The organism is Streptomyces sp. NPDC090045 (assembly GCF_044747975.1).
Taxonomy (GTDB): domain Bacteria; phylum Actinomycetota; class Actinomycetes; order Streptomycetales; family Streptomycetaceae; genus Streptomyces.
This window is the reverse complement of record NZ_JBIVFA010000007.1, coordinates 217,365-229,516: the sequence shown is the minus strand read 5'-3', so window position 1 is coordinate 229,516 and position 12,152 is coordinate 217,365. Positions and strand designations below refer to the sequence as shown.

Sequence of the window (12,152 nt, the reverse complement as noted above, 5' to 3'; positions counted from 1 at the left end):
CCGGATGTCACGCGTGGTGCGTGCGTGACGCCGGGGAGTGTCGGTCGACCGGTGTTGCAGCGGTGACGGCCTGCGGCCCACCCTCGATCGTAACTGGTGGGTGGTGTGACACCGGCGTCTACGGGCGGCTCAGGTGCCGAGGTGTGCCACGAAGGAGCGCCAGGCGTCGGGCGTGAACCCGATCACGGGGCCGGCGGGACGCTTGCTGTCGCGGACGGGGACGAGGTGGGGGACGTTGTCGGCGACCTGGACGCACTCGTTGTTGCCGCCGCTGAATGTGCTCGTGCGCCACCTTGCACCAGTCAGATCGGGCATGCTGCGGCGTCCGTTGATCATGTTCTGTGCTCCTTGGCCCTACGCTCGATGACGGCACGGGATTCCGTTGGGGAGAGCGCAGAGGTTCGTGCGGCATTGAAAAGCTCCTGGTAGCGGGAGACCTCGGCTTCCCGCTCCAGCCAGATGGATCCGGTCGGGTTGTCCGCCAGCACTACGTCCAGCGCCCCCTCCTCGCGGAAGCCCAGCACTACGTACGGGCCGAACATACTCGCATGGGCCCCGCGTGAGAACGGCAGCACTTGGACAGTCACGTTGGGTGCCTCGGAGGCGGCGAGCATGTGCTCCAGCTGTGCGCGCATGACGTCGCCTCCACCCACCTGCTGGAGGAGCACGCCCTCGGACAGGACGGCCCAGAGGTGCAACGGAGAGTCCCCGCTGAGGCGCTCCTGCCGGGCAAGCCGCACCTGCACGAACTGCTCGATCTCGCCGCCGGTCTGCCATTGCCGCGAGGCGACCGTAACGGCCCGGACGTAGTCGGGGGTTTGGAGGAGGCCGGGGATGAGCTGCGCCTGGAAGGTGCGGATTGATCCCGCCATGGCCTCCAGCGCGATGTAGTCGCGATATGTGTCGGCGAGAACCGGGCCGTACTGGTTCCACCAGCCTTCGCTGCGGCGCCGATTGGCCTTTCGGGCCAGCATGCCGAGCCTGGCTTGTGTCTCTGTGTCGGACACCCGATAGGCGTGCAACATCGCGGTCAGATCGGGCAGTCGCACGGCCACGCGGCCGTTCTCGATACGGCTGATCTTGCCCTTGGTGCAGTCCAGAGCCTCTGCGGCATCGGTGGTCGTCAGGCTTGCCGCTTCGCGCAAACAACGTAGTTCGTCGCCAAGTTGGCGCCCGAGGACGGTTGACGGGCTGGTGGTCGTGCTCTTCGTCGGCATGTCAACACGTCTAGCAGAGTCGCTGCCGTCAGAGGGCTCGCTTAACTCGAAAGGGCGAAGATTAAGCTGAAGTCGATCTGCAACGTTGCAGATTCGCGCGATGCCGGTCCATTCTGCTGGCCATGGCACCGGCCGTCGGGTGCCGGTGGCTCGCCGACTCTCAGGGGGTTGCACCATGGCCACACTCAATGAAGTCTCATTTCGGCTGTCCCGCCGTCCGCGCAGCGTGCCGAGAGCTCGGGCGGCGCTGCACGCAGTGATTGGAGACTGGGGGCGCAGGTCAGGAGGCCCTAGAGACCGCCGAGCTCGTTCTCTCGGAACTACTGACCAACGCGCTACGTGTGCGGGTGCCGAGTGACCGGCAGGTGGGTGTGCGGATCGCGCACTCGACGGCCGACGGCTTGCTCCGGCTGGAGGTCAGCGATGCGGGGGAAGGGCGGCCCGAGCTGCGATCGCCGGAGCCGGACGACACGGGAGGTCGTGGCTTGCTGATCGTGGACGCGCTGGCGCATTGCTGGGGCGTCAGTCCCCGCGCGGGAGGCATCGGGAAGACGATCTGGGCGGAGCTGAAGGCGCCGGACCTTCGAGCCGGACCGGAAACGACGGAAATGGCGGCGGTCACAGTCCGGACGGGTCAGTTGGTGCGGGTGTGGGGCGAGTGGCACACGGTGCGAAGTGTGCGGGCGGAGCGATACGTAACGGGCGGACTGGGTCTCGACGAGGGCCCACCGCTCCGGGTGCCCGCCGCAGAACCGCTGGAGGTGCGGTGCCACGGTGTGTCCTCCCCACGAAGTGGTGGGGAGGACACACCGGATTGATCAGCCCTTGGCCTTCTTCCGAGCCCCGCGCACGGCGGCCGGGGGCCGCCACGCGCGGAGGTCGTCGTCGGTCAGCCCGTGCTCGCCCTGCTTGGCCGAGCGGTAGCCCTCGAAGAAGGCTGCGGGCGAGCCACCGTAGAGGCCGTCGAACTCGTCGTGCCACTGGGTGAGCCAGGGCTGGAGCTCGAGGAGGCCGGCGAGGAGCGGGGTGAGTTCCTCGGCGGACAGCTCGTCGTGGTTGGTGAAGTACGTCGACAGTGCCTGGGCCTGTTCCCGGTGATCCCAGCCGGCCCAGCCGAAGAGGGTAGGCGTGCCGGAAATCGCGCCGGTCGCGTAGGAGATGAAGCGCTCCTTGGGCACGTCGAGCTTGCCGCGGGCCTTCCAGTAGGAAGCCTTGAGGAAGTCGGCCGAGGCGTACTTCGGAGGCACCGGGATCGAGTCCCGGATCTTCCGCTTCTCGGACTCCTCTGTGGCGGCGTCCTCCTGTCGCTGGAGGTCCCAGACGTGCTCCCAGTCCGCGCGCTTCTTGAGGGCGGCGGGCCTGTAGCGCAGGGCGGCGAGGAAGGGGACATGCTCGTCAGCGAGGAGATCGGAGACGACGGCTGAGAGCTCCTTGCGGGGAGCGTAGATCTCGGCAACCGATACGAAGTCCTCGTCGCGGGAGAGTACGTCGGTGAGCTGGTGCAGGGCGACGATGGCTGGCTGACCGTTCTCGTCGAACCAATGGTCCCGGTTCTCGATGCGGTCGAGCAGCCAGGATTTCAGGGCGCGCTCCTGGAGAACGTCCCAGCCCTCGGTTGCCCATCGGCGCTTGTACTCGGGCCGCTCGACCATGCCTATGGCGCGGCTGGTCTCGATGATGTCAATGCGCTTCTGGACGACGGCCTTGTAGGAGTCCGGCCAGTGGGTGGGGATCTTGGTGATGGGAGTCGACCCGTGCCGCTTGAACCACTCACCGGAAGCCTCGCCAGCCTCAACCCGTCGCGCAAGCACGATCTCAAACGCCCGCTCCCCAAGTGCCAGTTCGGGGACATCTGACTCGGGCGCGCGCAGATCCTCGGAGTGCAGGTTGTAGAGCGAGTAGACCTGCCAGTCCAATTCCTCTTGCAGCGCGATCATCGTGGCGCGAGTCGACTCCCACTCGGTGCGCGCTTGCCGGAGGGTCGCAGGGTCTGTTGGAGCAGAAGCGGGAAGGCCGCTGCTGGCAATTTGCTGCGCGAGGGCGTCAAGGGTTGCTGCTATGGCCGTGGGGTAAGCGGCAGGAAGGGGAAAGCCCTCGAGCTTGGTGCCAGTGAACTCGTAGCGGTCTGACCACGGATGGATACTGACGCGTGCACCATCGCCGCCCACAGGGTCGCCACCCTTGGGATAGCTCACCATCTTGAGCCAGAAGCAGGCGGTGGAACTATTGAGGAGCCCAAGGAGGCGGATGTGATTCTCCTCGGTTGCGCCAGAATGCAGCCTGATCACCGGGGCGGTACTACCGAACAGTCGTGCCTCGCGGTCGAGTGCGAAGTGATTGTGCGTTGCTACGAAAGGAAAAGTGATGCCGATGCGTGTCGTCAGCTTCTTGGGATAGCACTCGAGATGCGCGTACCAGGGGCGGCCGTGCGCTGTGATCGTCTTCCCGAAAAGCTTTCGCCCTCTGAGTATGGTGCGAGCCATCCACAGGTGTCGCGAGACTAGCCGGGACGTTTCTGGCAGCGGGCTGTTATTAGAGCTGTCGGTGTAGGGATTGCAGAGGGTAACGGTATCTGTAATTTCGAAATCCCGAACACTCGTCCCAGTGACCAGCTCGCGTACGTTGTCGAGAAGCGACAGGCGTGCGGCCGTAGAGGTATCGGGCAGGAAGAACACATCGTCAGCCCCTGATTTCGTGGTACGTCCAATACTGTCCGTCTTGTGGGCCAGTCGGAGGGGCGTGGCCGCATTGAGCCTTTCGGTCATCTCGAGTCCGCCGTCGCTCAAGATCCACGGCTGCTTTCCGAAATATCGAGAGCGCTCGAGATCGTCTACTGACACCCATTTACTCGTTGAGCCGGGTTTGTCGATCTGCTCCAAGATGGCATTCCAGACAAATCCGGTGGCGCCTTCTTTGGGTGCGGCGGGCTCTCCCTGGATGCTCCGAACGGCCCGGATCGTCCCCTCTCGCTCGCGCCCAAATCGCCGTCGACCCACCAAAATCACCGTCGGCGTGCCGTGTCCTGGAATGTACGCTCCAGAAGTGTCAATCACCTCTGCAAGTTCAACCTTATGTGCGAAGTACTCTTCGATGAGTTTCGTCCCGAATTCACGCTTCGCGAAAGAATTCGAAGTAATTTGGCCGACCATCCCATAGCCGCGACCGTGTGAATCCCCTGCCTTGCCTAGTTGGAAAAATCGCTCAGCGAAGGGGATCGAGAGGGCGTATGTTCCCGTGCACGACTTGTACAGTTCTCGATACAGTTTGTTGAGATTGACATCGTCGACTTGGATGTACGGCGGGTTTCCCACGACCACGTCATACCGGCCCTGATCCAGGATCCCCTTGTGCTCGTGCACGTCCTCCGTGGCGTAAGAGAACTCGGCCAGCTCATCCCGCTGCTCAGCGACGAGCTCCAGCTCGCCCTGCCCAGTCCCACCGCGCAAGCCGAACTCAAGCTGCCGGGCCTTGATCAGCGAGTCGCCCACCGCCAGGTGCACCGGCCAGTCGTAGCGGCCCGCCTCCGCCAGCGTGCGGATGTTTGCCGCCGCCATCGCTGCCATCAGCAGTCGGAACCGGGCGATGGCCACGGCGAACGGGTTGACGTCTACGCCGTGCACCGCGTTCAGCGAGGTCCGGACGCGCTCGTGCAGCTCCATGCCCGGCTGTTTCTCCGCCAGCAGCCGCACCATCCGTCGGAACGCGCCCAGGACAAAGTGGCCCGACCCGCACGTGGGGTCGATCATCTTCAGCTCGCCGACACGGCCGCCCATCTCCCGTACCACCGGGTCCATCGTCCGGTCGAGGATGAACTCCTCCACGAACTCCGGCGTCTGCAGCAGCGCATAGGTCTTCCGCGCCGCCTCCGACAGGTCCTGGTACAGGTCGCCCAGGAACCGGGTGTCCCAGCCCTCCGTGCCGTCCTCGTTCAAGGGGTCGGTGAAGTCATGCACCAGCACATCCGCGTCGTCGCGCTCGCGCCAGAACTCCACCAGTTTCCGCGCACCGTCATGCGACAGCGGGATCTGGTACAGAGGGTTCCGGCGCGGGTTGAACAGCAGCTTGCCGGCTTCGCCCGACCCCAGCTCCGCGAAGGCACGCTCCAGCCACCCACGGAACGTCGGGTTCGGGGTCTCCTCGACGTACTGCGCGTACCGAGCCTCCGCCAGGTCGCGCCGCTCCGGCTCCGCACCCGTCAGGTACGGGTCCGGGATGAGCCGGTTGTCCTCGCAGAAGCGGACGAACACCGTGCCCAGCACCCACGCCACCGCGACCTGCGTGACCCGCTCGTCCAGCCAGGCGTTCCAGGTCGCCGCCGTGCGCCCCAGCTCCCGCGCGCGGTCGTACTCGGCGCGCAGCCGCCCCGCACCCGACTGGGCCAGCCGGACTCGGTCCGCCTGGTCCTCCTGCATCTCCGCGGCGCGGGAGTCCACCCAGACCGGCCACTCCGGCGTACCGCCCGCATCGGCCTTCGCCGCCTTCGCGTACTCAGCCTTCAGCGGCCTCAGGATGGCCTCGCCGTCCTTCACCTGCTCGGCGAGGTCCGCCTCGACCGCCTTGACCTGCTTGATCAGGTCAGCCAACAACGCCTTGCGGTCGATCACTGCGCCACATCCCCTTCACCAGCACCAACAGCATCAACAGAAACTCGCGCCCCGGACCTGTGCAGGTTGTCCACCCACGCATCCGGCAGCGAAATCCACTCACCCAGCCCGGCCTGATACGGCACGGACGTCGTCCCCAGCCGCGGCGCCCGTGCGGGGTCGCCCTGCGGGCACAGCAGCCACAGACCGCGCCCGCCGCCCCGGGCTCGCTCCGCCAGCCGGTCCAGCACGCTCATCGCGTCGTACCGGGCCAGGGCACCCGCATCCGTCAGTAGCAGCGGGAGCCGCACATCGGCCGCCAGCCGCTCCGCCAGCCGCGGCTCGACCGCACCCCACGCCGTACGCGCGTACTCCGCGAACTTCAGCGCGGCCTTCGAACCCGGCTCCGCCGCATCCGCCCGCAGGATCGTCTCCCACGAAGGCTTCGGACGCGGATCCACCAGCTTGTGCAGGGCGTCCAGGAACAACTCGGTCACCGACACCGGCTGCGCCCCGAAACGCTCCGCGACCAGCGACCGCACCGCATCCTGCGTACGGCTCATCCGGACCGTCAACACCCGGAAGCCGTCCCGCTGCGCCGACGACAGGAGCCGCTCCTCCGACGTGAACGCCTCCGCGAGCTGCGGGTCGTCTGCGTACTTGTGCGCCGAGAGCACCGCCGTCGGCTGCCGCTGGTTGCCCAGCGAGATGAACGTTGAGGCGTCCTGGCGCTTCCGCGGCAAGTACCGCACGGTCCGGGTGCCGGCCCGGGTGGAGAGCTCCAGGTCGAAGCCGGCATCCCGCAGCGCCTTCGTCAGCGGGCCGGCCGTCGGCAGAGAGTGGCCGCCCTTCGCGTCCAGCAGCTCCGGGAACCGGGCCCGTACCCGCTCGTGGATCTCGTCCCCGGTCAGACCGGGCTGACGCTCCCACGGAACCCCCGGGATCAGTCGGACCAGGCCCGCCTGCGTCAGACGCAGCGCCCGCACCAGCGGGAGCTGCCGCGGGTAGAGCTCCAGCCGCGGCGTCGCCGCCGCATCGGCCGAGGCCGCCGCCGCCAGCTCCACCGTACGGCGGTCGTCCCACTCCACCAGCCCGCTCGGCAGCGGTACGTCGCCCAGCGCGCCCAGCACCGTGGCCGCGGTCGGCAGCGTGTCCAGCTTTGCAAGACGGTCGGCCTGCTTGCCCAGCCGCTGGGCGTAGTCCAGCAGGCCGGGGGCCGACGGGGTCTCCGGGTCGTCCTCGTCCATGACCTCCAGGGCCAGCAGGCCGCCGCGCATGCCCTCGTCCGTCGCGTCCCGGTTGGGGGAGTTGCGGAAGTGGCTCTCGTCCGGGATGAGCTGCTCGACCTCGACGACGGCACGCACCGCCGCCAGGCCCATGGCCCGGCGCAGCTTGCGCTCCTGGAACTCGGTGCCACGCCGCACGGCCAGCGCGTCCGCGATCTCGGCGGTCGAGGCGATCCGGCCTCGCTCGCCCAGCAGCTCCAGGATCTCGCCGCGCAGCGCCTGCACCGCAGGATGGCGCTTCCACCGGCCGCGCTGGACCTTCAGCATCTGCGGGATGCGGCCCGCCGAGAGATGCAGGGCCTCCGCGACGTCCTTCTGCTTGGGCCAGACCCCGATCTCGGGCATGGCGCCCCGCTCGTCCGGCAGTCGCAGCAGGAGGCGCACCATGTCGCACTCGTTGCGGTTCGAACCGTCCTTCTTCAGCTCCGGCACGAAGAGGGTGGCGAGCGTGTCGAGACTGACCGTTCGCAGGGCACGCGCGGTGAGCTCGTTCGCCGCCCCGCCCTCGGCAGCAGCCACGGCGACGGCGGCCTCCGCGGCCGACAGCTCCTCCTTCGCGGCCTTCCGGCCCTCAGGCGTGAGCGGCGCGGCCGGCTGGGCGGTCAGCTTCTGCCGCCATTGCTTGATGCGGCCGAGAACTTCCTTACGGGTCTTCGCGCCGAGGCCCGGTGCGTTGACCAGGGTCCGCTGGCTGTAGTCGAGCAGCTCGCCGACCGTGTTCACCTGCAGGCTGTACACGAAGGACTCGGCGGCCGGGCTCAGCCCGGCACCGGAGATCAACGTGTCGCGGTCCGCCTGGGCGGCGCGGCGTTCGCGCTGCTCCTCAGCCGTCTCGTCCTCGGCCTCGGCGATCGCGGCATCGGCGGAGGCGCCCGCCCCGGAGGGCTCGTGCCGCGACCGCTTGGTGGAGGGCTTCGCCTCGTCCATCGCCAGGAAGATCTTCTTCCAGGCGTCCCGCATCGGCTTGAGGTCGGCGAAGCGCTCCGCCGCATCCCGGTGCAGGGCCTTGCGGAAGAAGGCCACCAGTCCGTCCTTGACCGCCGGGTCGAAGGCGTCCGCAGCGATCGTCGGGTACGGCTCCTCCTTCGCGTCGGTCTGCCGGGCCACGACCTTGCCGCCGCCCCACACGGGCAGCTCGCGGGAGGCCATCTCGTGCAGGGTGACGGCCACTGCGTACCGCTCCGCGTGCGCGTCGTAGACCGAGCGGTCGGTGAGCGTGCCGATGAATGGGTCCAGGTAGCCGTCCGTACCCGCTTCGGTCTCCTTCACCGGGTACCCGGCGAGGGAGAAGTCGATCAGTACGAGCTCACGCGTGCGGTTGGGACGGATCCGGATCGCGATGTTGTCCGGCTTGATGTCACGGTGCCAGACGCCCTCGCCCTCGAGGAAGTCGACCGCACCGAACAGGTAGTCGCCGTACGCCTCGAGCTGGTCGACCGACAGCCGGCCGAATTCGCGCAGCTGGCGGGCGACCGTCTCCTCGCGGCGGCGGTTCTTGGACGCGCCGGGCTCTGCCGGGTCGCTTCCGACCTCGCGCTCGTCACCGACGTACTCCATGACGAGGACCGTCCGGCCGCCGATCTCCTGCGGCTCCGGGTCGATCAGCCGGATGACCCGGGAATCGGGGCGCAGGCTCGACATGACCTCGGCCTCGCGCCGCAGCACCGCGTTGCTGCGCTCGGACACGGCGACCTTGAGCACGGCGAGGGTCTTGGCGAAACGCACGTCCGGGCCTGCAGTGAGGTCGTGTACGAGGAAAGCGCGGCTCGTGGAACCGGTACCGAGGCGCCGGTGGACCCTCCAGCGCCCGGCCAGGACATCGCCGGCCACGGCCTCCAGCGGGTCCTTGTCCGGTTCCGGCGCAGCTATCGGGCGGACGACCGGCTGGGCGCTCGGCGAGGGCTCGGTAAGGGACTCCTCGACGACTTCCAGCATCTCCAGGAAGTCGTCCACGGACGGCAGCCGGACGCTGGCCTTGTAAGCGGTCGCCGCCTGCACGAGCTCGTCGATGTACTCCGAGAGTCCGTCGGCCACCGCGCTGGGGCGCAGACCCTCGCCCGCTTCGAAGCGGGCCATCAGCTCGGCCTGGCTGGCAGCCGGCGCCTTACCGGTGGCCAGTAGGTACGTGAGGACGCCGAGGCCGTACACGTCGAGTGCGACGGGATCGGCCTTGGGGGCGGTCAGCTCGGGCGCCAGATAGGGGTCGGCGCCCTCGGCGATGTGCCCGCCGGCCAGGGAGAACGTCGTAGGGGCGAACCGCTCGCCGCCGCCGGCGCTGCCGCTCTGCTCGGAGCTGCGCTGCACCGCGACCTGCCAGTCCGAGATCTGCAGGTGCGGGGTGAGCCAGCCGGACTCCTCGGCGTCCTTGCGCGGTGCCCGGCCGCCTGGCATCACGTGGATCGCGCGGGCGGCGAGAGTGCGGTGGTAGAGCTTGCGGCCGTGCGCCGAGCGCAGGGTCTCGGCGAGCTGGCGGACGAGGGCCATACGGGTCAGTACGTCCAGCCGGTCGCCGTACTGGATGAGGTACTCGTCCAGGCGGAGGGTGCGCGGGTCGTAGTCGAAGATCAGCGCGGGCCCGGCCGAGTGACCGGTGGGGTCGTACTGCTTGAGCTGGACGACCCCAGGGTGACGGAAGCGGCGCAGGACGGCAGCCTCGCGCCGGGCCGCCCGCTCGACGGAGGCGCGGAGCTCGGAGCCAGCCCCGCGTTCGCGCAGGTATACCCGGATGCGGGCCGCCTCGGGCAGGTCGGTGTGCCGGGCCAGGTAGTCGGCCCAGGTGGGACCCGAGTCGAAGGATTTCCTGTTCAGCAGGTACGGGCCGACCTTGAACTCAGCATCGCTGCGAGCGATGCCGATGCGCTCGAGGGCGGTCGCGATCTCGCGCGACTTGGGGGCGTCGATGCGACGGCGTTCCTCCGTCGGAGGCTTTTCCAGCATCGTGATGAGCTGGGACACGGTGTGCACGCCGTGCTGATCGTGGGCGGGCAGGCGGTTGCGTAGGGAGGAGTCGGTGAAGCAGACCGCTTCTGACACCCACACCCGGTCGACCTGGGGCCTGAGTAGTCCGGCGAGCTCTTTGGCCTTTTTGTTGGCCAGGTGCAGGGGGTTGCTGTGGGCGAGCTGCCGTCCGCCAGGCTGGGTCTGCAGCCAGGTGCCGTTGCGGGACTCGACCGAGCCGTGCCAGTCCTTGAGCTCGATCAGGTAGACGCCGCCGGGGGCGACGACGAGGAGATCCACTTCGCGGACGTGCCCGCTGGCGGCGGTGAAGGTGAAGTTCGACCAGGCGCGCCAAGGATCATGGTCCCGGAGCTGCCCACGAATGGCCTCCAGGCCCCGTCGCTCATGCGGAAACTCGGATTCGGTGACCGTTACCCACCGGCCGTCCCGCATATGTGATCCCTCTTTGTGCCGGTTTTGATGATTTTGTCGCTGTTCGGGGGAGTAAGCCTTGGCTCAAATCGTAACGGGTGTGGTCCCGGAAGGGGTCCTGTCGATGAGAATCGATCAGGGCCGCCGCGCGTGTCAGACCTACCAAATAGTCTGATCATCATGATGGTTCGTGGGGTGGGACAGTCCGAAGGTGAAGCTGCCGAGGAGGGCGGGGTGCAGTGGCTCCTGCAGCCACGCGGCACGCCGAGGGTGCGGGGGCCGCAACACTTTCGGCACTCGGTCCAGAACGGCATTCAGCTGTCGGATTACGAGGACGTTCTCGGGGAGAACGCGGCTGAACTCCACCGGATCTTTCCCGACGGTGTGGCCCGACTATGGGGCGCGACGCCGCCGAAGGCCGCCAACAACGAGAAGGCGAAAGCCCTCCGCGGCCGCAGGGTTGGTGATGAAGTCCTGTTCTACGCAGAGAAGAGCTTCATCGCCAGGGCCACCGTCCGGGGGATCTTCCGGAATCGAGCCCTGGCGCGGAAGGTCTGGGGGGAGAACGACGACGAGGCCACCTGGGAGCACATCGTCGCCCTGGGCGATGTGCTCGAGTTCAGGTCGGACGCCATGCCGCTTCTGGCCGAGGTGGGTACGCCGACCAAGCTGTGGAGCCTCATGCTGGTCTCGGCATCCGATCGACTCCGCCTGCTCGACCGAGTCGAGATTCCACCCGTGCGGGAGCCGGAAGCCGTCATGCTGCCCACTCCCAGGTTGCCCAGGCTGGGCCGTCGGGAGCTACTGCGAGCACTCCGCACATTGCGCACCTCCACCCAGCCGCAGGGCCCTTCCCGGCACAAGCCCCTGGCGCTGCTCTGGGCCATCGGTCGGGTGGCTGCCAAGGAGGACCGGCTTGCGCCCTGGGAGCTCTTCGAGCGGGAGGTTGGGCCTCTCCTGGGCGAGTTCGGACGTCCCGGCTCCCGGGCCACTCCCCACTACCCCTTCTGCCATCTGCGCAGCAGTGGGGTGTGGGAGGTGGAGGGTGTTGCGGACGGTATGGATGTCGGCCCAGGGGCTCTGCGGGAGGCCGGGGCCAAGGCCGGATTCGTGGCCGAGGCTGCGCGGCTGCTGCGCGGACCCCGGATGCGTGCCGAGGCGATCAACGTGCTGCACGCCACCTACTTCGGTGATGTGGACCGCGCCCGCCTCCTCGCCCGCGCCGGACTCGGTGGATATCTGAGCGCGAGCGGCGCCACGGGCGAAGAAGAGGCCGACGCAGGCTCGGCGGGACCGGTGAACCGCCGTCCGACCAGCGGGACGCGCCCGGAGCGGGACCAGGAGCTGGTCCGGAGGGTCAAGGCCATGCACGGTGCCATCTGCCAGGTTTGTTCCGAGCCGCTGGAGGTCCTGGCCGGCTATCACAGCGAAGCCGCGCACATCCAAGGGATCGGCGCTCCGCACGACGGCCCCGACAGGCTGGCGAACCTGCTGTGCTTGTGTCCCAATCACCACGCCCAGTTCGACAGGCTGGCCATCTACATCGACGTCGACTGGACCGTGAAGCGCACCCGGGACGGAAAGGCCCTGTTCGACCTACGGCGTCATCCCCAGCACGCGATAGGCGAGGAGTACGTCGAATACCACCGGTTGCTGGCCCAACAGGGTCTGTAGCGATTCGGCATCGGATGTCTGGA

6 protein-coding genes are annotated in these 12,152 nt (G+C 67.9%); 2 read left to right on the top strand and 4 right to left on the bottom strand.

Translation table 11 applies throughout. From position 1 onward, the window contains the following. Positions 1–129: 129 nt before the first annotated feature. Together ACIPYQ_RS20690 and ACIPYQ_RS20685 are read right to left on the bottom strand one after the other, a co-directional pair. Positions 130–336: a DUF397 domain-containing protein gene (locus tag ACIPYQ_RS20690; protein ID WP_401253048.1), complete on the bottom strand. Its 207-nt coding sequence runs from the start codon at positions 334–336 to the stop codon at positions 130–132. Next, positions 333–1,217 carry a helix-turn-helix domain-containing protein gene (locus ACIPYQ_RS20685; RefSeq protein ID WP_401253045.1) on the bottom strand — a complete coding sequence of 295 codons (885 nt, stop codon included), beginning with the start codon at positions 1,215–1,217 and terminating at the stop codon, positions 333–335. Before ACIPYQ_RS20685 ends, ACIPYQ_RS20690 begins: the two co-directional genes overlap by 4 nt. A gap of 260 nt (positions 1,218–1,477) precedes the next feature. Between ACIPYQ_RS20685 and ACIPYQ_RS20680 the strand changes: the two genes are divergently transcribed. Further along, positions 1,478–2,035, top strand: coding sequence for an ATP-binding protein (locus ACIPYQ_RS20680; RefSeq protein ID WP_401253042.1), 558 nt, complete (start codon positions 1,478–1,480; stop codon positions 2,033–2,035). Here ACIPYQ_RS20680 and pglX read toward each other — a convergent pair whose 3' ends face one another. Then, positions 2,036–5,821 (bottom strand): BREX-2 system adenine-specific DNA-methyltransferase PglX, encoded by a 3,786-nt coding sequence (pglX, locus tag ACIPYQ_RS20675; protein WP_401253040.1) that lies wholly within the window; start codon positions 5,819–5,821, stop codon positions 2,036–2,038. Beyond that, entirely contained in the window at positions 5,818–10,476 is a 4,659-nt protein-coding gene (gene pglW, locus ACIPYQ_RS20670; RefSeq protein ID WP_401253037.1) for a BREX system serine/threonine kinase PglW, read from the bottom strand. Before pglW ends, pglX begins: the two co-directional genes overlap by 4 nt. Positions 10,477–10,650: 174 nt before the next feature. Between pglW and ACIPYQ_RS20665 the strand changes: the two genes are divergently transcribed. Further along, complete coding sequence (locus tag ACIPYQ_RS20665; RefSeq protein WP_401253034.1) at positions 10,651–12,129, top strand: HNH endonuclease; 1,479 nt, start codon at positions 10,651–10,653, stop codon at positions 12,127–12,129. The last annotated feature ends 23 nt before the right edge of the window (positions 12,130–12,152 follow it).

Coding starts and splice junctions, on each gene's coding strand:
- ACIPYQ_RS20685 (WP_401253045.1), bottom strand. CDS start 1,217: ATGCCGACGAAGAGCACGACCACCAGCCCGTCAACCGTCCTCGGGCGC.
- pglW (WP_401253037.1), bottom strand. CDS start 10,476: ATGCGGGACGGCCGGTGGGTAACGGTCACCGAATCCGAGTTTCCGCAT.
- ACIPYQ_RS20690 (WP_401253048.1), bottom strand. CDS start 336: ATGATCAACGGACGCCGCAGCATGCCCGATCTGACTGGTGCAAGGTGG.